Origin of the sequence: Glycomyces sp. MUSA5-2 (assembly GCF_037034145.1) — a bacterium.
In the GTDB taxonomy this organism is placed as follows: Bacteria; Actinomycetota; Actinomycetes; order Mycobacteriales; family Micromonosporaceae; genus Glycomyces; species Glycomyces artemisiae.
Genome location: NZ_JBAGKG010000003.1, coordinates 473093 through 493205, shown reverse-complemented (window position 1 = coordinate 493205; position 20113 = coordinate 473093). Strand labels below are relative to the sequence as shown.

At 70.9% G+C, this 20113-nt stretch carries 17 protein-coding genes; 11 read left to right on the top strand and 6 right to left on the bottom strand.

The annotated features are described in order from the left end of the window. The first annotated feature begins 109 nt into the window (after positions 1-109). From WA640_RS12460 to WA640_RS12440, 5 genes are read left to right on the top strand one after another with little or no spacing between them, the layout of a single operon-like run. Positions 110-1135, top strand: a complete 1026-nt coding sequence (locus WA640_RS12460; RefSeq protein WP_335987987.1) for a LacI family DNA-binding transcriptional regulator — start codon at positions 110-112, stop codon at positions 1133-1135. After that, on the top strand, positions 1132-2736 hold the full coding sequence (locus WA640_RS12455) for an FAD-dependent oxidoreductase (RefSeq protein WP_335987986.1): 1605 nt from the start codon (positions 1132-1134) through the stop codon (positions 2734-2736). The genes WA640_RS12460 and WA640_RS12455 overlap by 4 nt, the downstream gene beginning before the upstream one ends. 12 nt (positions 2737-2748) lie before the next feature. Next, positions 2749-4011: an ABC transporter substrate-binding protein gene (locus tag WA640_RS12450; protein WP_335987985.1), complete on the top strand. Its 1263-nt coding sequence runs from the start codon at positions 2749-2751 to the stop codon at positions 4009-4011. Then, entirely contained in the window at positions 4011-4964 is a 954-nt protein-coding gene (locus WA640_RS12445; protein ID WP_442904735.1) for a carbohydrate ABC transporter permease, read from the top strand. Before WA640_RS12450 ends, WA640_RS12445 begins: the two co-directional genes overlap by 1 nt. Further along, positions 4954-5814: a carbohydrate ABC transporter permease gene (locus WA640_RS12440; protein WP_335987983.1), complete on the top strand. Its 861-nt coding sequence runs from the start codon at positions 4954-4956 to the stop codon at positions 5812-5814. The genes WA640_RS12445 and WA640_RS12440 overlap by 11 nt, the downstream gene beginning before the upstream one ends. On the opposite strand, the gene WA640_RS12435 is transcribed toward WA640_RS12440, so the two are convergent. Continuing rightward, positions 5811-6974 carry a damage-control phosphatase ARMT1 family protein gene (locus WA640_RS12435; RefSeq protein WP_335987982.1) on the bottom strand — a complete coding sequence of 388 codons (1164 nt, stop codon included), beginning with the start codon at positions 6972-6974 and terminating at the stop codon, positions 5811-5813. The genes WA640_RS12440 and WA640_RS12435 overlap by 4 nt on opposite strands. Before the next feature lie 277 nt (positions 6975-7251). On the opposite strand from WA640_RS12435, the gene WA640_RS12430 reads away from it, so the two are divergent. The 6 genes from WA640_RS12430 (at position 7252) to WA640_RS12405 (ending at position 14763) form a co-directional block, all read left to right on the top strand. Then, complete coding sequence (locus WA640_RS12430; protein ID WP_335987981.1) at positions 7252-8526, top strand: ABC transporter substrate-binding protein; 1275 nt, start codon at positions 7252-7254, stop codon at positions 8524-8526. Between the two features lie 83 nt (positions 8527-8609). After that, positions 8610-9497: a carbohydrate ABC transporter permease gene (locus tag WA640_RS12425; RefSeq protein WP_442904753.1), complete on the top strand. Its 888-nt coding sequence runs from the start codon at positions 8610-8612 to the stop codon at positions 9495-9497. Then, positions 9494-10411, top strand: a complete 918-nt coding sequence (locus tag WA640_RS12420; RefSeq protein ID WP_106363488.1) for a carbohydrate ABC transporter permease — start codon at positions 9494-9496, stop codon at positions 10409-10411. Before WA640_RS12425 ends, WA640_RS12420 begins: the two co-directional genes overlap by 4 nt. Continuing rightward, positions 10411-12960 (top strand): beta-galactosidase, encoded by a 2550-nt coding sequence (locus tag WA640_RS12415; protein WP_335987979.1) that lies wholly within the window; start codon positions 10411-10413, stop codon positions 12958-12960. Before WA640_RS12420 ends, WA640_RS12415 begins: the two co-directional genes overlap by 1 nt. Positions 12961-12984: 24 nt before the next feature. Further along, the gene (locus WA640_RS12410; protein WP_106363490.1) at positions 12985-14211 is read left to right on the top strand and encodes an ROK family transcriptional regulator; all 1227 of its coding nucleotides are present in this window, start codon (positions 12985-12987) and stop codon (positions 14209-14211) included. Between the two features lie 84 nt (positions 14212-14295). Next, positions 14296-14763 carry an SRPBCC family protein gene (locus tag WA640_RS12405; RefSeq protein ID WP_335987978.1) on the top strand — a complete coding sequence of 156 codons (468 nt, stop codon included), beginning with the start codon at positions 14296-14298 and terminating at the stop codon, positions 14761-14763. Between the two features lies 1 nt (position 14764). On the opposite strand, the gene WA640_RS12400 is transcribed toward WA640_RS12405, so the two are convergent. The 5 genes from WA640_RS12400 to WA640_RS12380 all read right to left on the bottom strand — a co-directional run bounded on the left by WA640_RS12400 (position 14765) and on the right by WA640_RS12380 (position 20077). Then, complete coding sequence (locus tag WA640_RS12400) at positions 14765-15442, bottom strand: haloacid dehalogenase type II (RefSeq protein ID WP_335987977.1); 678 nt, start codon at positions 15440-15442, stop codon at positions 14765-14767. A 1-nt stretch (position 15443) separates the two neighbouring features. Then, positions 15444-16901: a nitrilase-related carbon-nitrogen hydrolase gene (locus WA640_RS12395; RefSeq protein WP_335987976.1), complete on the bottom strand. Its 1458-nt coding sequence runs from the start codon at positions 16899-16901 to the stop codon at positions 15444-15446. Continuing rightward, on the bottom strand, positions 16885-17460 hold the full coding sequence (locus WA640_RS12390) for a TetR/AcrR family transcriptional regulator (protein WP_335987975.1): 576 nt from the start codon (positions 17458-17460) through the stop codon (positions 16885-16887). Before WA640_RS12390 ends, WA640_RS12395 begins: the two co-directional genes overlap by 17 nt. A 91-nt stretch (positions 17461-17551) precedes the next feature. Continuing rightward, the gene (locus WA640_RS12385; protein ID WP_335987974.1) at positions 17552-18619 is read right to left on the bottom strand and encodes a LacI family DNA-binding transcriptional regulator; all 1068 of its coding nucleotides are present in this window, start codon (positions 18617-18619) and stop codon (positions 17552-17554) included. A 168-nt stretch (positions 18620-18787) separates the two neighbouring features. Further along, positions 18788-20077: an ABC transporter substrate-binding protein gene (locus WA640_RS12380; protein ID WP_335987973.1), complete on the bottom strand. Its 1290-nt coding sequence runs from the start codon at positions 20075-20077 to the stop codon at positions 18788-18790. Positions 20078-20113: the final 36 nt, after the last annotated feature.

Genomic DNA, 20113 nt, shown 5'->3' with positions numbered 1-20113 from the left:
GGCCGGACCTGGGCGTGTCAAGGGGTCTTGCGGATTTTGATGTTACGTATTATCGTTCCGAGGACCGCGCTGCTAATGCGCATTATCGAGATCGATGGGACAACGACAGATGACAGGGAAGCCCGGCAAGGTGACGCAGCGCGAGATCGCGCGCATCGCCGGAGTCAGCCAGACGACCGTCTCGATGGTGCTCAACGACCGGGACGGGTCGAACATCCGCATCCCCGACGCCACCCGCGAGCGCGTGCGCCGCGCCATCGAGCAGTCGACGTACGTCGCCGACCCCGCCGCCCGCCGCCTCGCCGGGCTCGACAACAAGATCCTCGGGGTCTTCACGTACGAGTCGGCGCTGACGCCCGAGTCGATGGACTTCTACGGCCCGCTGCTCAACGGCATCGAGCGCGCCGCCGAGAGCCTCGGCTGCGACCTGCTGTTCTTCACGTCCTCCCCCGTCGAGGAGGGCCGCAGGCGCCTGTTCCACCGCAACACGCGGCTGCGCCTGGCCGACGGCTGCGTGCTGCTCGGCCAGCAGATGGACGGCGAGGACCTCGAACGGCTCGTCGCCGAGTCGTTCCCGTTCGTCGCGGTCGGCCGCCGCGACGAGACCGACGCGCCCGTGCCGTACGTGGGGATCGACTACGGCGCCCTCACCGGGCGGCTCCTGGACCGGGCCGTCGAACTCGGCCACGAGAAGGTCCTCTACCTGCACCGGGACCTGAACAGCCCCACTGCGAGGGACCGCCTCGCCGCGATCGGGCGGGCCCCCGGCGCGCTCGCCGTGGCGCCCTTCATCGTCGGCGACGACCTCTCGGACCTGCCGCAGGTCGTCGCCAGGTCCGGCGCGACCGCAGTGTTCGCCGAGGATGCCTTCCTCGTGGAGGACGCCGCCCTGGTCCTCGCCGACCCGAGCCTGTCGCTCGCGGCCCTCGCCGAAGTGCGCGGCCACCGCATCGGCGGCCGCACCCTCTCCGGCTTCCACACCCCGCGCCAGCAGGTCGCGGCCGAGGCGCTCGCGCTCCTCCAGCAGCTCATCTCCACGCCTGCGGAAGAGCACGGCGGCATCGAGATCCAGCGGCTCCTGCAAGGCGAGGTCGCGCTCGGCGAGACCCTCATCCTCCGCGGCGGCACCCGATGAGGCATCTGAAGACCGACATCGGGGTCGTCGGCGGCGGGCTCGGCGGCGTCGCCGCGGCGCTCGCGGCCCTGCGCCGCGGCCGCCGGGTCGTGCTCTCCGAGGAGTACCCGTGGCTCGGCGGCCAGCTCACCAGCCAGGCCGTGCCGCCCGACGAGCACGTCTGGGTCGAGCAGTTCGGGATCACCGCCACCTACCGGCGACTGCGCGACGGCATCCGCGCCTACTACCGCGACGCCTACCCACTCACCGACGCCGCCCGCCGCGACCCGCAGCTCAACCCCGGGCGCGGGCGCGTCAGCCGCCTCTGCCACGAGCCGCGCGTGGCGCTCGCGGTCATCACGAAGATGCTCGCCCCGCACCTGTCGAGCGGGCGGCTCACCGTCCTCCAGCCCCACGTGCCCGTCGCCGCCGAGACCACCGACGGCCTCGTCCGATCGGTGACGCTGCGGCACCAGGAGACCGGAGCAGACACGGTCGTGGAGGCGGCGTTCGTGCTCGACGCGACCGAGACCGGGGACCTGCTCCCCCTCACCGGCACCGCGTACGTCACCGGCGCCGAGGGCCGCGGCGAGACCGGCGAGCCCAGCGCCCCCGAGACCGCCGACCCGGCGAACATGCAGTCCATCGCCTGGTGCTTCGTGTTCGACCACGTCGACGGCGACCACACCATCGAGCGGCCCGCCGACTACGACCACTGGCGCTCGCTCGCGCCCGAGTTCTGGGGCGACGCGATGCTGTCGTTCACCGCGCCCAGCCCGCGCACCCTCGAACCCGAGACCCGCACCTTCAACGTCAACCCGCCGTACGACACCGTCGGCGGCAAGGAGGCGCACGGCGACGACCCCGGCGACCTCGACCTGTGGGTGTTCCGGCGCATCGCCGCCCGCGAGACGTTCCTGCCCGGCAGCCTCGACAGCGACATCGTGCTCGCGAACTGGCCGCAGCTGGACTACCTGGGCGGCAACGTCATCGACACGCCCGACCGGGACGAGCACCTGCGCGCCGCCAAGGCCCAGTCGCGCTCGTTCGTGTACTGGCTCCAGACCGAGGCGCCCCGGCCCGACGGGGGGACCGGGTGGCCCGGGCTGCGCCTGCGCGGCGACGTCGTCGGCACCGACGACGGCTTCGCGCAGGCGCCGTACATCCGCGAGTCCCGCCGCATCCGCGCGATGCGCACCGTCGTCGAGCAGGACGTGGCCGTCGCCGTCCGCGGCCACGGCCGCCCGGCGACGTTCGAGGATTCCGTGGGCGTCGGCATGTACCGCATCGACCTGCACCCCTCCACCGGCGGCGACAACTACATCGACGTCGAGTGCGCCCCCTTCGAGATCCCGCTCGGGGCCCTCGTGCCCGTCGAGACCCGCAACCTCCTGCCCGCCGCGAAGAACATCGGCACCACGCACATCACCAACGGCGCCTACCGGCTCCACCCCGTCGAGTGGAACGTCGGCGAATCCGCCGGCGAGCTCGCCGCGTTCTGCCTCGACCGCTCCCTGCACCCCGGGGACGTCCTCGCGAAACCCGAACTGGTCCGCCGGTTCCAGGCCGCCCTCACCGAGGCCGGCGTCGAAATCCACTGGCCCGAGATCATCGGCTACTAAAAGGAACACATCATGCCCACGACAGCAAAGAAGCTGGTCAGCGCCCTCGCATTGGGAGCACTCGCGACCACGGCCGCCTGCGGCGGCGGCACTGACGCCGCCACGGAGGACATCGAGCTGCGCATGTCCGTCTGGACCTCCAACGAGGACCAGCTCGCGCTCTTCGACTCGATCGCCGACGCCTACATCGCCGACCACCCCGAGATCACGTCGATCACGTTCGAGAGCCTCCCGTTCGAGGAGTACAACACCACCCTGACCACGCAGATCGCGGGCGGCAACGCCCCCGACCTGGCGTGGATGGGCGACCTCTCGGCCGACCTCATCGACTCCGGCGCACTGGTCCCCCTCACCGACGCCCTTGAAGGCACCGAAGGCTGGGACTACGGGGATCTGCTGCCGAGCGTCACCGGCGAGTTCAGCCGGGACGGCGAGCTGTACGCCTACCCGTTCTCCAACTCGCCCTTCGCTTTGTACGTGAACACCGACCTCCTCGCCGAGGCCGGGCAGACCTTCGACCCCGCGGGCCTCACCTGGGACAAGGTGTCCGAGATCGGCGCGGCCGTCCACGACGCCACCGGCAAGGGCGGCTTCGTCGTCAACGACTTCAACTACTCCTCGTGGAACACCCTCGCCACGATCTGGACCGGGTTCGGCGCCAGCGCCTGGAACGAGGACGGCACCGAGTGCGGGTTCACCTCGCCTGAGATGACCGAGGCGTTCACGTTCCTGCACAAGGCGATCTACACCGACGAGTCGATGCCCGGCCCCGGCACGACCGCCGACTTCTTCGCCGGCGACGCGGCCTTCGCGGTCGCGCAGGTCTCGCGCGCCGGGAACCTCGACGGGTCCTTCGCATACGACATCGCGCCGCTGCCCGCGGGCCCCGCGGGCGACTACTCGGTGATCGGCCAGGCCGGCATGGGCGTCCTCGCCTCCAGCCCGAACGCGGAGGCGGCCACCGGGTTCCTCGCGTACCTGACGAACCCCGAGAACGCGGCGCAGCTCGCCCAGTACTTCCCGCCGCCGCGCCAGTCGCTGCTGACCGGCGAGGCGCTCGCGGCGAACAACGAGAAGTTCACGGCCGAGCAGCTCCAGACCGTCGTGGTCGACCAGATCGCCGACGCGGTGACGCTGCCGAACCACACGAACCCGGCCGAGATCGCGCAGAAGGCGAAGACCGAGCTCGACGCGATGTGGGCGCCCGACGCCGACATCTCGGGCGTGCTCGCCTCGGTGTGCTCGGCCGTCGATCCGCTGCTGGTCGCGAAGTAATGGCGGTCGGGACCCGACCCGCTCCCGGGGCGGCCGCGGCCGTCCCGGGGGCTCCCGCGCGGCCCCGGCGGTGGTGGACGATGGGCCGCGCCGACGCGGCGACGGGCTACCTGTTCATCGCGCCGCAGCTGGTCGGCGTGCTGGTGTTCGTGATCGTGCCGGTGGGGCTGGCGATCTGGTACAGCCTCAACGACTGGAACATCTTCACCGGCGAGCTGACGTACGTGGGCGGCGGCAACTACCAGGCGGCCCTTGACGACCCGGCGCTGCCGAGCGTGCTCGGCGCGACCGCGGTGTTCTCCGGGGGCGTTGTGGCGCTGAACATCGTGCTGGGCCTGGCGCTCGCGGTGATGCTCAACCGGCGCTTCAAGGGCGCGGTGCTGTTCCGGACGCTGTTCTTCTCGCCCGTGGTGGTCTCGGTGGTCGCCTGGACCCTGGTGTGGGGCTTCCTGCTCCAGGACAACGGCGGCGTCAACGGGGTCCTCGCGCTGGTCGGCGTGGACGGCCCGAACTGGCTCCAGAACGGCCCGACGGCGATGGTCGCGGTGACGTTCACGCAGGTGGTGCGCAGCGTCGGCATCAACATGGTCCTGTTCCTGGCTGCGCTGCAAGGGGTCCCCGGCGAGCTGTACGAGGCCGCGCGCCTCGACGGCGCGGACCCGCGGCGGATCTTCTTCCGGATCACGCTGCCGCTCATCTCGCCGACGCTGCTGCTGACGGCGATCATCACGATCGTCGGGGCGCTCCAGTCGTTCGCGCAGATCGCGGTGCTCACCGAGGGCGGGCCGGGGCTGTCGACGACGGTGCTCGTCTACTACGTGTTCCAGCAGGCGTTCAGCTTCAACGACATCGGATACGGCTCGACGCTCGCGCTGATGCTCCTCACGTTCGTGATGGTGCTGACGGTTATCCAGTGGCAGCTGCGCAGGAAGTGGGTGTTCTATGAGGACTGAGACCGCGCCGCGGCCGTTCGGTCCGCTCGCGCGCCGGATCGCGCTGTACGCCGCGCTGATCGTGCTGGCCGCGCCGTTCGTGATCCCCACGCTGTGGATGGTCGCCTCGTCGTTCAAGCCGCTGAGCGAGATCTTCGCGTCGCCGCCGTCGTTCTTCACCGACTCCCCCACGGCCGCGGCCTACAGCGAGGCGTTCGCGTTCCAGCCGTTCGCGAGGCAGTACTTCAACAGCGTGTACATCGCGCTCGTGGTGACGCTGATCGTGCTGCTGGTGTCGGAGCTCGCCGGGTACGCGTTCGCGCGCATCCGATTCCCCGGCCGGAACCTGCTGTTCGTGGTGGTGCTCGTCGGCCTGCTCGTGCCGAGCGAGGTGACGATCGTGCCGCTGTTCCAGATGTTCAAGCAGGCGGGGATGGTGAACACGCACTGGCCGCTGATCCTGGTGACCGCGTTCGCGGCGCCGTGCGTGCTCGCGACGTTCATCATGCGGCAGTTCTTCATCGCGCTGCCGGTGGAGCTGGAGGAGGCCGCGCGCCTGGACGGCCTGGGCCGCTTCGGGATCTGGCGGCGGATCTGCCTGCCGCTGGCGCGGCCCGCGCTGTCGGCGGTGGCGATCCTGACGTTCCTGTCCTCGTGGAACCTGTACCTGGAGCCGACGGTGTACCTGACGTCGCCGGAGCTGTTCACGCTCCCGCAGGCGCTCACCAGGTTCACCGACCCCTATGGCGGGGAGATGTGGAACACCCAGCTCGCGGCGGCGACGATGACCGTCGTCCCGGTCCTGGTGGTCTTCCTGATCGCGCAGCGCCAGTTCGTGGAGAGCCTGGCCCACTCGGGGCTCAAGGGTTAAGCCTTCACCTGGATGAAGGCGCGGGTGCCGGTGAGGCGCCAGTCGGGCGCGTCGGCGTCGAGCTTCGCGAGGCGGGCGGGGTCGACCCCGACGGCCAGGTCGGACTTGGCGGTCCGCAGGGCCGCCACCGGGCCCGGGAAGTACCCGGCGGCCTCCGCGAAGGGGGTCGTCGGGTCCCACTGGCGGTCGCCCACGAGGCGGCGGTAGTTCAGGTCGCCCTTGAGGATCACGAGCTTCGCGGCCGCGAACTCCTCGGCGAGGTCCGAGGGCAGGGTCCGGTAGTCGGTAGGGTGGACGTACGCGCCGTGGGACCGCAGCCGCAGCCAGCCGAGCCGGATCGCGTCCCGCAGGCGCCCGGCGAGGTCGCGCACGGCCTGGTGCGGGTCGCGGTCGAGGGCGTCGAGCGTGTCCACGACGTCGCGGCCGGTGGCGTCGGAGACGAAGTACGGGTGCGGCTTGAGGTGCAGCTCGACGGGCCCGGTGCCGGTCTCCAGCAGGTGGTCCACGAGCGCGAGGTCGGCGGTGATCTCGCGTCCGGCGTTGTCGGCGACCACGATGACGGGGGCGTCGCCGGGCGCGTCGGCCAGCGCCCACAGCGCGTCGGAGTCGTCGGCGACGAGGTCGCCGTTGGCGGTGTCGGCGTCGGGATTGTTCGTGCGGAAGCCCAGGTCGGCCTGGTTGCCCCAGAGGGCGGCGAGGAGGAGGGCGCGGCGGCGGTCGTCGGGGGCGGCGCCTTCGAGCGAGGCGTAGGCGTCGAGGTCGGTGCGCAGTTCGGGGCCGTCGAGCTGGGCGCGCTTCTGGGGCGCGAAGGGGTCGACCCCGCACCAGGGGCTCTCGTAGTGGTGGAACTCGACGGCGCGGAGGAGGCGCCGGTAGAAGTACGCCTCGGCCCACAGGAACGGCAGGGAGTCCCAGGGGCGGCCCGCGTGGGCGGCGATTTCGAGGTGCCAGGTGTGGATTTCCGGGCCGCCGGGGGTGCGGGGCGGGACGGTTCCGGCGAGGGACTCGGCGAGGAGCGCTTCGAGGGCCTCGGCGATGTGCGGCGGGTAGGGGTGGTCGGCGAGGAGGTTGGCGATGAGCACGGGGTGGCGCTCGTGGAAGACCGACCGGCTGAAGGAGCCGGGCCGGTCGATGCCGATGTGCGGGGGCAGGTCGGGCACGTCCACCACTCCGTTCGCTCGCGGTACGCGGCAATGATGCCATCCCGTGGTGCGGTGTTGTGCGGCCGTTCGGACGTCCGTGTCCCCCTTGGGTTGTGACGCACTGCATCTTACCGATAACACTTTTATCGGTCAATCGGTCCCCCACCTGGGGCGACGTTGCTCGAATTGTTATCTACGCCGGTCTATCCAACCATTTATCTATGGGTTAGATTTACCCCCGTCTCAACCCCGTGCCGACGGTGTAGTCGGCGCAAGACCGAGGAAGGCCGAGACAATGGAGAACAAGATTCGCCGGCGCACACTGGTCCAGGCCGCGGCCACCGCGGGCGTCGCGGTTCCCGTCCTTGCGGCGTGCGGAGGCGGCGACGACGACGGCAACGGCCCCCTGAAGATGGTCGTCTGGGGCGGCGACCTCGACAAGGAGACCTACCAGGCCCGCATCGACTTGTTCGAGAAGGCGAACCCCGACGTCAAGATCGAGCTCCAGCTGATCCCCTCGGACCAGTACGAGCAGAAGGTCCAGACGATGATCGCCGGTGGCGACGGCCCCGACATCATGCAGGTCGCCGAGGGCGTCAACACCTACTCCTCGAAGAGCCAGATCCTGCCGCTCGACGACTACGCCAAGGACGCCGGCCTCGACCTGGAGGAGCGCTTCGGCGCCGTCGGCACCCTCTACAGCTACGAGGACAAGGTCTACGCGATCCCGGACCGCTCCGGCGCGATGATCGTCTACTACAACAAGGACCTCTTCGACGCCGCGGGCGTCGAGTACCCGACCGCCGAGTGGACCCAGGAGGACGCCCAGGCGGCCATGGAGAAACTGACCGTGGCGGGCACCCAGTGGGGCTACGGCGGCGCCGGCTGGTGGCCGCAGTGGTGGTCCTTCGCCTACCAGAACGGCGGGCAGATCATCGACGACTCGGGGCAGCCGACGATCAACTCCCCCGAGGTCGTGCAGGCCCTCCAGTGGGCCGGGGACCTCGCGCACAAGGACCACGTCGTGCCGACCGCCGCCGAGTACGCGGACATGGGCCCGGACATGGGCGGGGACCCTGCGTTCGTCGCGCAGAAGGTCGCGATCAACACGACCGGCTTCTGGGCCATCGGCGGCCTCCTCGACGTGGACTTCAACTGGGACATCGCGCCGATGTGGCGCGGCGTCGACCAGGCCGTCTCGGCCTTCGGCTCGGGCCTGGCGATCTCCCGCGACTGCAAGAACCCCGAGCGCGCGTTCAAGGCCATCGAGTTCCTGACGAACGCCGACGCGCAGGAGGTCATCATCGACAAGGCCCAGGACGTCCCGGCCAACCTCGAAGTGCAGCAGTCCGACGCGTTCCTGACGCCGTCGTGGGCGACCAAGCCGCTCAACATGGCCGCGTTCGGCGAGTCCGCGGACTTCATCTTCCGCGCGCCGTTCATCCCGCAGTGGAACGAGATGCAGGCGGCCTTCGACGACAACCTGGGCACCTTCTGGAACGAGGGCGGCGACGCCCAGACCGAGCTGGACAAGATCCAGACGCAGCTCGAATCGATCATCACCGATTAATTAGGGCCTCAACGATGTCGAAGACCATCGACGAAGCCCCCGGCGCGGTGCGCAGTGCGCGCCGCGCCGGGAGGCGCCGCAAAATGTCGTCGCGCAGCAAGAAGGAAGCCTTCTACTTCTGGCTCTTCATCTCGCCGTGGCTGATCGGGTTCGTGGGGTTCCTCCTCGGCCCGATGATCGCCTCCGTGTACATCTCGTTCACCGAGTGGGACTCGTTCACGCCGCCCGAATGGGTCGGCCTGGACAACTACGCCAAGGCGCTCACCGGCGACCCGGTGTTCTGGAAGGCGCTGGGGAACACGTTCTACTACGCGCTCATCTCGGTCCCGCTGGGCCTGGTGATCGGCGTGTGGCTGGCGAACCTGCTGAACAAGCGGGTGCGCGGCCGCAAGCTCTTCCGCACCTTCATCTACCTGCCGACGCTGGTGCCGCTCGTGGCGACCGCGATGGTCTTCAAGATGGTGCTGGCGCCCTCGGGCCCGCTGAACGAACTGCTCGGGTGGTTCGGGATCGAAGGGCCGAACTGGCTCCTCGACCCGACCTGGGTCAAGCCCGCGCTGATCGTGCTGTCCGCCTGGGGCGCCGGCGGGGCCACCGTGCTCCTGCTGTCGGCCATGAACGGCATCCCGCGCGAGCTGTACGAGGCCGCCGAGATCGACGGCGCCAGCGCCTGGCGCCAGTTCTGGTCGGTCACGTTCCCGCAGATCACCCCGGTGATCTTCTTCAACCTGATCATGGGCCTCATCGGCTCGTTCCAGATCTTCTCGCAGGTGTACATCCTGACCGCGGGCGGCCCGGACAACGCGAGCCAGATGATGGTGCCGCTGCTGTTCCGCGAGGCGTTCTCGTTCTACCACTTCGGGTACGCGTCGGCCGTCGCCTGGCTGCTGTTCATCGTCATCATGGCGTTCACGCTCATCGCGTTCCGCACGTCCCGCAGCTGGGTCTTCTACGAGCAGGAGGTCCGATGACCGCTCTGGCCACCAAGCCCCGCGCCGGGCGCAAGAAGCTCACCGGCGAGCGCGAGCCGCGCCTGCTGTCGGTGTTCAAGGCCTCGCCCGCCACGTACGCGGTGCTCCTGATCGTCTCCGCGATCTTCTTCGTGCCGTTCATCCTCATGGTGTCGATCTCGCTCGCGAGCGACCAGACGAGCGCGCAGAACGCGTTCACCGTGATCCCGACCGAGTTCGAGTGGCGCAACTTCACCGAGGTGTTCACCGCGACCGGCCTGCCGGTCGGGCGGTTCGTCCTCAACTCGGTCCTCATCGCCACGCTCTCGGCGGTCGGCCAGGTGCTCTCGTCCTCGCTCGTCGGGTACGCGTTCGCGCGCCTGCGGGCCCCGGGCAAGGGCGTCATGTTCATGATCGTGCTCGCCACGATGATGATCCCCGCGCAGATCACGATGATCCCGCAGTTCCTGCTGTTCAAGGAGCTCGGCTGGGTGAACACGTACCTGCCGCTCATCATCCCGAACTTCTTCACCAACGCGTTCAACGTGTTCCTGGTGCGGCAGTTCGTCTCCCGCATCTCGGGCGAGCTCGACGAGGCGGCGCAGATGGACGGCCTGGGGTACTTCGGGATCTACCGGCGCATCATCCTGCCGATGATGTGGCCGATCCTCACCGCCATCGCGATCTTCACGCTCACGCACGCGTGGGGCGACTTCATGGGCCCGCTCATCTACCTCAACTCCGAGGAGTCGATGCCGCTGGCGCTCGGCCTCCAGTACATGACGGGGACGAGCAACGAGATGCAGCTGCCGCCGTGGAACCTGGTCATGGTCGGGTCGATCATCCTCACGCTGCCGATGATCGCGATCTACTACCTCGGCCAGAAGTACCTCTACGAGATGAACCTCCAAGGCGGAAGTGCAGGGGTGAAGTAGTGACCGATCTGTCCACTTCGGCCGTGCGGCTCGACCCCACCGGGCTCGTGCTCGACGGCCGCGAAGAGGCGCTGCTGTGCGCGTCGCTGTTCTACTTCCGGCTCCCTCGGGAGACCTGGGAGGCTCGGCTCGCCGCGGTCCGCGCCACCGGCTACCGCGCGATCGACGTCTACCTGCCGTGGAACTTCCACGAGACCGCCCCCGGCGTGTGGGACTTCGAAGGACGGCGCGACGTCGGGGCGTTCCTCGACCTCGCGCATGAGGCCGGCCTCGCGGTCGTCGCGCGGCCCGGCCCGTACATCTGCTCCGAGTGGGACGGCGGGGCGCTGCCCGCATGGCTGGGCCTGGACCCGGACTTGCGTGTGCGCCAGGCCGAACCGCGATTCCTGGAGCAGGTCCGCGGCTGGTTCGACCGGGCGATGCCGCTCCTCGCGGCGCGCCAGTGGGGCCGCGGCGGGTCCGTCGTGGCCGTGCAGCTGGAGAACGAGCTCGACTTCTTCGACACCGCCGACCGGCACGCCTACATCACCGCGCTGCGGGACATGGCGACCGGCCACGGCATCGACGTGCCGCTCATCGCGTGCGCGGGCCAGGGCGACCTGGTCGGCGCCAACGGCGACGTCGAAGGCGTGGCGCCCGCGTTCAACTTCTACCCCGACGACCGCTCGCCGTTCGTCGAGGCCGAGGTGCGCCGCTACGCCGACCTGGTGGCCTCGCGCGGCCTGCCGCTGCTGGTCACCGAGACCAACCGCAGCCACGCCACGCTCCGCCGCCTGCTCGTCTCCGGCGCGACCCTGATCGCGCCGTACCTCCAGGGCTCGGGCTACGACTTCGGGTACACGCCGTCGGTCGGCAACTGGGGCGACCCGGGCGGGTTCATGACCCACGACTACGACTTCGGCGGCTACCTCTCCCCCGTGGGCGAGGCGCGGCCGGAGACGGCCGAGGCCCGCGTGCTCACCGCGCTCGCGCGCACGCTCGGACCGGCCCTGGCGAAGGCCCGGACCACCGCAGCCGAAGGCGTCGAAGCGGTCTCGGTGACCACCAGCTCGTCCCCGTCGCGCCTCGTCCTCGACGGCGGCGGCACGGTCACCGGCGTCCCGAACCTCACCGAGAAGCCCGGAACCGCACGGGTCGGCGGGATCGAAGTGGCGCTCGCGCCGCGCTCGACCGCGCTCATCGTGCAGGACCTGCCGCTGGAGGGCTTCGGCCTGTCCGGCGTGCTCGGGTTCGCGTCCGCGGACCTGGTGAGCGCCACCGCGAACGGGCTCGGGTTCGCCTCGCGCGTGCCGAGCACCGTGGTCGTGAACAGCGAGATCGCCGCGTTCGAGGCCCCTGAGCCCGGGAACCCGGTGCGGCGCACCGTGGGCAAGGTCGAGGTCGTCGTCCTCCACCCGGAGGACGTGCCCGACGCCGACGGCGCGCAGGGCGTCATCCACGGCCCCGCAGGGGAAGCCGAGGAGCTCACCGCCGCATACCGGCGCGCGCTGCCGACCCGCTCGGGCCGGACCGAGGCGCACGACCTGCCGCCGGTCTCCGAGACCGTGGGCGTCCACCGCGGACGCACCCACTACAGCGCGGGCATCGACGGGATCGGCGAACTGCTCATCGAGGGCGCGGCCGACATCGTCGACCTCGCGCTCGACGGGGAGGCGCAGCCGACCCGGGTCGTGTACGGCGCCACCATCACCGTGCAGGCCGCGGGCAAGTCCCGGATCGACGCCACGGTGGAGACCTGGGGCCACGCCAACTTCGACGACGCGCGGCTCCCGGGCCTCGCGCTCGGGTCGCTCCGCGGCCTCGGGAAGGTCTGGGCGGTCGTGGAACGCGAGGACGTCCACGCACTGTGGACCGTCGACGGCGGCTCGCAGTGGGCCGGGGACCCCGCGCCCGTGCGGAGCCTCGGCGGTTGGAGCAGCACCCGCATCGGCCGCCCGGCGACCTACCGCCGCGCGCTCCCGGTCGACGGCGTCACCCACTACGCCTTCCACCTCGGCGAACTGACCCTCCCGGTCGAGGTCGCCGTGGACGGCGAGGCGCGGATCGTCAGCCCGCTCGACCCGTGGGTCCACCTGGAGCCCGGACAGGGCCGCGAAGTGGCGGTCACCGCGCCGCACTGGCCCGGCTCCGGTTCCGGCCCTGTGGAACTGCTCCGGCTCGAAGCCGTGCGCGGCTGGCAGGTCGAGGCCCAGAACGACGCGGCGATCATCGCGCTCGCGGGCCAGGACGCCGAAGGGCTCGCCGTCGACCTACCGCTCGACCTCGCCCCCGGTGAGGAGGCGTGGCTCGACGTGCCCGTCCCCGCAGGCGGGCAGTCGCTCCGGTTCGAGGGCGAGCAGGTCCGTCTGAGCGCCTTCGCCAACGGGGAACTGCTCGGCCGGGTCTGGCTCGACGACCCGCACCGGCCCCGGTTCACCGGCGGCGATCTGGGTCGACTGTGGATCCCCGCCGAGTGGAACTCCGGTACCGTCAGAGTGCTGGCCCGCGGCACCGCCGGAGGCGTCCAGCCGCGCCTCTCACGCGTCACCGCAGCCCCCGCACCGGAGTAGATCCGAGCCCCCAGGAGTACCGACATGGCCCCCACCAGGCGCACTTCACGCGACATCCGCAGCGAGTCGCGGCTCGACGTCCTGCACGCACTGCTCACCGCGGGCGAGACCACCCGCAACGACCTCGCGCGCACCACGGGACTGAGCACCGCGACCGTGGCGACGGTCGTCAGCGACCTGCTCTCGGGCGGGATCGTCACCGAAGCGCGTGTCGCCAGCGGACGGGTCGGGCGGCCCACCACACTCCTGCGGCTCAACCAGGATCGCGGCCGCATCGTCGGCGTCGACGTCGCGGAGACGTACATCAGGGCGGTCGTGTTCGACGCCGCCCTCGATGAAGTCGCCTCCGCCGAGGTCGCCGCCGACGAGCGGCACGACGAGACCGAAGAGGTCGTCGACGGCATCGCGCGCGCCGTCGACGCCGCCCTGGCCGAGGCGGGCACGCCGCGCGGCGAAGTGCTCGGCGTGGGCATCTCGCTCCCGGGCTCCATGCAGCGCTGGGGCGGGGCCTCCCCCGTCATGCCGAACGCCGCGTGGCGCCACCTCGACCGCATCCACGAGCGCCTCGGCCTGCCCGTGGTGCTCGACAACCCGCTCAAGGCCATCGCCACCGCCGAACTGTGGTTCGGCCAGGGCCGCAAGCACTCCAGCACCATCACCGTGAACCTCGGCACCGGCGTCGGCGCCGGGATCATCCTCAACGGCGCGATCCTGCGCGGCGCCACCAACTTCGCGGGCGAATGGGGCCACAGCCTCCTCGCCCTCGACGGGCGGCCCTGCCGGTGCGGGAGGCGCGGCTGCGTCGAGGCGTACGTGGGCGCCGACGGCATCCAGCGGACCCTGGGAGCGATCAACCCCGAGCACCGGCTCGCCTCGGTCACGCACCAGCGGGACTTCATCGGCGCCTTGGCGACCGCGCTGGAGCCGCCCGAACCCGACCCGGCCGTCACCGAAACCATCGAGCGCACCGCCCGCTATCTGGGGGCCGCGCTCGCCGACCTCGTCGCGATCGTCAACCCCGAGACCATCACGCTCACCGGATGGACGGTGTGGGCGCTCGGCGACCACCTCGTGCCCGCGGTGCGCCGCAGCGTGGTCGAGGAGGCGCCCGGCGACTCGGCCGCCGACCTGGAGGTCGAGGTGTCCACGGTGCGCGGGAACTCGGTCGCCACCGGCATCGCCACGATCGCGCTCGAACGCTTCCTCAGCGACGTCGGCCTCGTCACCACGCGGGTTCCCACCGCCCTCTGAGGTGTGCGGGCCGCCTCCCCGGGTAACCGGAGGGCGGAAGACGACGCGCCGACCGGCGCGTTCCGCGACCGAAGGAGGTCTGCCTTGAGCAGCATCACCGAATCAGTCGACGTCGAAGTCCCGGTCTCCACGGCGTACAACCAGTGGACCCAGTTCGAGACCTTCCCGTCCTTCATGGAGGGTGTCGACGAGGTCCAGCAGATCGGCGAGACGCTCACCCACTGGCGCATGAGCATCGGCGGCGTCGCCCGCGAGTTCGACGCCGCGATCACCGAGCAGCATCCCGACGAGCGGGTCGCCTGGAAGTCCATCTCCGGGCCCGCGCACGCGGGCGTGGTCACGTTCCACCGCCTGGACGACGACCACACCCGAGTCACCGCGCAGATGGAGATCGACCCCGACGGGTTCGCCGAGACCGTGGCCGACAAGGCCGGGTTCCTGACGCACCGCGTCAAGGGCGACATGCAGCGGTTCAAGTTCTACATCGAGGACCGCGGCACGGAGTCCGGCGGCTGGCGCGGCGAGGTCGAACCGCCCGGCCTGCCGCTGTAACTCAATCCGCTTCGAGGGCCTCGGCGAGTTCGCCGAGGCTCTCGCACTGCCAGTCGAACTCGTCCTCCGGCGCGGGCGGGTCACCGATGGGGCGGCGCACGTAGGCCGTCCGCATCCCGATCGCCTGTGCGCCGCGGAGGTCCCACGCGTGCGCGGCGACCATGAGAATCCGCTCCGGCGGGCTGCCGACCGCTTCGACGGCGAGCCGGTAGACCGCGGGCGCGGGCTTGTACGTCTGGGCGTCCTCGGCCGAGAGCGCCTGGTGCCAGCGCAGACCCGCGTGCGCGGTCAGGTGGAGCAGCGCGGCCCGGTTGGCGTTGGACAGGGCGAGGACGGGGAACGTGCGGGCGAGGCGTTCGAGGCCCGCGGCCGAGTCGTCCCAGGCGGTGTGGCGGCGCCCCGCGCCGGCGAGGCGGGCGATGACGGCCGCGTCCGTCACTCCGGCCTGCTCGGCGACCGCTGCGGCGGCTTCGGCGTCGAGGGCGTCGGCGGTCGCGAAGGGGCGCTCGCCCTTGACGATCCGGTCCTGTTCGCGTTCGATATGCCGCTGCCACAAGGCGAGCAGCGCATCGGTGTCGCCGCCGGGCGCGGCTTCGCGGATGGCGGCGGCGAGGCCGCGGGGCTCGTCGACCATGGTGCCGAGGACGTCGAAGACGACGGCGTCGATGGGTGCGGTCATGTCACTCCTTGGTGTCGGGGTCCGATGCTGCCACATTGCCGCGGCGAGGGACCACTGCAAGGACGATGCCCGCGAGGAGGATTGCGAAGGCCGGGATGAGGAACCAGTTGCCGAGCCGGTCGTAGACGGTCTGCACGGGTTCGGTCGGGACGTCGGCGACGGCGAGGCGGGCGTCTTCGGCGAGCACGGTCCCGCGGGCGTCGCTGACGGTCATGAGGCCGATCTGCCCGGCCCGCACCAGGGAGAAGCCCTGTTCGACGCCGCGGGTGACGGCCACGCGGGAGTGCCACCAGCCGTCGATCGTGAAGTCGAGGGCGGGGGCGAGGACCAGCCCGAAGTCCTCGTCTCCGTACTCGGCGATGGCGGCGGCGTGGTCGAGGTCTTTGCAGATGGTCAGGGCCCAGCCGCCGCCGACGCCGGGGATCGACACCGGTCCGTTGTCGGAGGGGGTCATCCAGTCTTCGAGGCCGGGGATGAGGTGCTGCTTCCGGTACTCGGCGGTGTTGTGGCCGTTCGCGGGGATCCAGACGGCGGCGTTGTAGGTGTGGCCGTCGGACTCCACGGCGAGGCCGAGCACGAGGTCGATGCCGGAGGAGACGGCGAGGGCGGACCAGCGGTCGAGGTAGGGGCCGGTCTGCGCTTCGGTGGTGTGGAAGACCTTCTCGGGGAGGACGAGCAGGTCGAGGTCGTCGGCGGCGCCGAGGCGTTCGATCTCGCGGGCGTAGCGGGCGAAGAGCGTTTCGGCCTTGTCGGTGTCGACTGGGATGGAGTCCTCGTCGGTGGGGAGCGCGAGCGCACCTGCGCGGACCGTGGGGCCCTGGTCGACCGGGCGGGCGAGGCCGAAGACGAGGGCGGCGGCGAGGCAGGCCGCGGCGGTCGCGGCGATGCCGACGGCGAGTCCGCGGCGGGCGCCGGGGGCGAGGATCGTGGCGACGGCGGAGGGGATCGCCATGAGCAGGAAGGTGATCCCCCAGATGCCGGTGACGGACGCGAGCTGGAGGATCGCGGTCTGCCCGGCCTGGGTGTAGGCGAGGCTCCACCATTCGCCGCCCGCGTCGGCGTTGATGACCGACCCGAGGTACTCGACGGCGACGACACCCGCGGGGAAGGCGAGGAACGCGGCCCAGTGGCGGCCGCGGCGCATCAGAGCCCGGTACAGGAGCGTCGCGGCGGTGTAGAGCCCGGTGAAGACGACGACCGAGACGACGATGAAGACCGGCGCCATCTCCAGTGAGTCGGCGAGGTACCACCAGATGCGGGCGGTGCCGCCGAGCCAGGCGGCTTCGGCGGTGAGGAGCGCGGCCCAGAACCCCAGCCGCGGGACGGCCAGGAGCATCGGGATCGGTGCGGTCCACATCAGCCACCACACGGGGTCGAGCCAGAAGCCGAGGGCGAGCATGACGGCGGTCCCGAAGGCGCCGAGGAGGATCCACGGGAGGGGTCTAGGCGAGGATGCCATGGAGGAGCCTTTCGAGGGTGTCGTGGCAGAGGGTGCGGAACGCGTCGGGGTCGGGGGCGATGCGCCCGCCTTGGTAGAGGGCGACGAGGCCGTAGAGGCCGGAGGTGACCGCGAGCCCGAGCGCCCAGGGCTCGGCGGGCGCGAGGTCGCCTTTCGCGAGGCCGGATTCGATGATGCCGGTGAGCAGACCGAACAGGCGGGAGCGACCGGAGCTGAAGTCGGCGGGGTAGACGCGGGCGCCTTCGCGGGGCTCGATGAACATGAACGCGAACTGGTGGGGCCGCTCCAGCGCGAGGTCAACGAGGTCGTCGACGGCGCCGTGGAGGGCTTCGACGGTGTCGTCGGGGATGTGCTTGCGGCTCAAGCGGTCGTAGGTCTCGGTGAAGAGGTCGTCGGCGACGCGGTCGAGGAGCGCTTCGCGGCTCGGAAAGTGCCGGTAGACGGCCATGGGCGAGAGGCCGACGGCGTCGCCGATCTTCCGCATGCTCACCGAGGCGCTGCCGCCGTCGGCGACGAGTTCCTTTGCGACGGCGACGATCCGGTCGGGGGTCGTGGTCATGTTTACACCATACACATCCGTGTTTACGGCGTAAACACATGGGGCATGAGGAAGCGCCCGGCCGCATCCGGCCGGGCGCTGACGTGCTGCGCTACTTGACGAGCGGGGCCACGGACCCGCGGATGACGAGGTGCGCGCCGAGGGTGGTGTGCGGCGGCGGGCCGCCGTTGCGGGCGTGTTCGAGGGCGAGGCGCACGGAGGTGCGGCCGAGCTCCTCGTGGGGCTGGTAGACGGTGGTGAGGTCGATGTCGGCGGCGGGCGGGAGGTCGTCGAAGCCGATGAGCGAGACGTCGCCGGGGATCGAGAGGCCGTGCTCGACCAGGGCCTGGCGGGCACCGGCGGCGATCTGGTCGTTGGCGGCGAACGCGGCGGTGAAGTCGGGCGGGCCCGCGGCGAGGCGGGACCGCATCATCCGGTAGCCCTCGTAGCGTTCGAAGGTGCCGTCGACCTCCAGCGAGGGGTCGTGCGGGACGCCGTGGGCGGCGAGGGCGCCCCGGTACCCGGCGATCCGCGCGTCGGGGGTGGTGTAGCCGGGACGGCGGCCGAGGAACAGGATGCGCTTGTGGCCGTTGGAGAGCAGGTGGCTGGTGGCCGCGAACGCGCCGCCGGTGTTGTCGTACTCCACGACGACCGCGGGCGCGTCGGGCCCGAGCGGCGGGCGCCCGCACAGGACGAGCCGGGAGCCGACGGAGGCCAGCGCGTGGGCGTACCGGCTCATGCGGGCCTTGTACTCGTCGTCGGCGTTCACGTTGCCGACGAGGATCACGGCCTCGGGGTGCTGCTCGCGCATGAACTGGACCATGGCGAGTTCGCGTTCGGCGTCGCCGCCGCTGGTGCCGATCTGGCAGAGGCGCCCGTCCTCGGCGGCCTGGGTCTGGACGCCTTGGGCCACATGGGCGTAGTGGGGCGAGATCACCGAGTTGACGATGATCGCGATGCTCTTGCGGGTGGTCCCCTGGAGGGCGCGGGCGTGGTGGTTGGCGACGTAGTCGAGTTCTTCGACGGCGCGCATGACCTTGCTACGGGTGGCGGGCGCGGCGGGGTAGGTGCCGGAGAGGATGCGCGAGACGGTGGCGACGGAGACGCCCGCGCGCTCGGCGACTTCGCGGATGGTCGTCTGGCGTTTGCCGCCGTTGTTGTCGCTCGCCTTGCGCGCCAAGCTGTCCGCCTCGGTTTCAGGTGCAGTTTCAGAGTTTCTGCAAACGGTTCCTGAAACAATGATCGCCGCCTGGCACGCGGGTGTCAAGGGCGGGGCGGGGGCGACCCCTCAGACGCCCCCGCCCCCGCGGATCGTATATCCTATAGGATATAGGGCCCGCGGCCGGAGTTACTGCTCGCTGGCGAAGAGGGTCTCCGCCTCGGTGAAGAACAGGTCGGCGGCCTCGGCCGCGGTCATGGTGGCGTACTGGACCTGCTGGTAGATCTCGGTGAACTTCGCCTCGACGGCGCCCGCGGCGGCGGGCGGGACGACGGGTGCGCCCGCGAGGTGGCCCTCCACGGTGGCCTCGTAGTCGATGACGGCTTGGGAGGCCGCGTCGAGTTCGACGTTGTCGAGGGCGGTCTTGGTGGCGGGGATGCCGCGGTTGGTGCCGAGGATCTTCGCGGCGTCGGGGTCGCCGAGCAGGAACTCGATGAGCTTCGCGGCGGCCTCGGGCTGCTCGGAGTTCGCGCCGACGACGTACTGCATCGCGGGGCGCAGGTGGAGCGCGAGGTTGGCGGGGTCGGCGGTGGGCGGGGCGATGATCCCGAGGGTGCCGCCGCCGTCGGTGACGGTGGACCAGTAGCCGTTGACGGCGGTGTCCCAGCGCATCTCGGTGGCGATGGTGCCCGCGGCGACGCCGGGGGCGTTCTCGGCGGCGGTCTCCTCCGGGGAGGGCACGGACCCGTCGGCCTGGAGCGGCGCGGCGATCGACCACCACTCCACGAGCTGCTCCTTGGTGAAGTTGAGGCTCGCGGCGTCGTCGGAGTAGAAGCTGTCGCCCTGCTGGCGCAGCCACAGCTCGGCGAGGAGGTAGGACCCGGTCCAGTCGCTGCCGCCCCATTTGCCGTCGCCGAGCGCGGCGGTGAGGGTGCGGATGAGCTCGGTGTAGTCGTCCCACGAGTAGCCGGCCTCGGGCACGGCGATGCCGTGCTCCTCGAACCAGTCGGGCCGGTAGATGAGGCCGAACACGTTGGTGCCCACGGGGACGGCGATGAGCTGCCCGTCGAGCTTGGCGGTGTCGAGCACGCCCTCGCGGAAGTCGGCGGTGTCCACGAGGCCGTCGAGGGGCAGGAGCATCCCGGAGGCGCCGAACTGGCGCAGGCGCGGGTAGTCCATCTGGAACACGTCGGGCAGGTCGCGCGAGGCCATGCGGCCGGTGAGGCTCTCCCAGTAGGCGGGGTAGTCGGCGAAGTTGGCGGCGACCTTGATGCCCTCGTTCTTCTCCATGAAGAGGTCGACGGCCTGCTTGGTGATGTCGGCCCGCGCCTCGTCGCCCCACCATTCGAAGCTGATCTCGACGGGGTCGTCGGCGGTCCCGGCGGGGCCGTCGTCGCCGCAGGCTGCGGCGGCGGCGAGGGCGGCTGAGGCGGTGGCGCCGGTGAGGAGGGTCCGGCGGCGGATCGGGTTGCGGCTCATCATTGAACTCCTTCGTGAGGGGATGGGGCGTGGGGG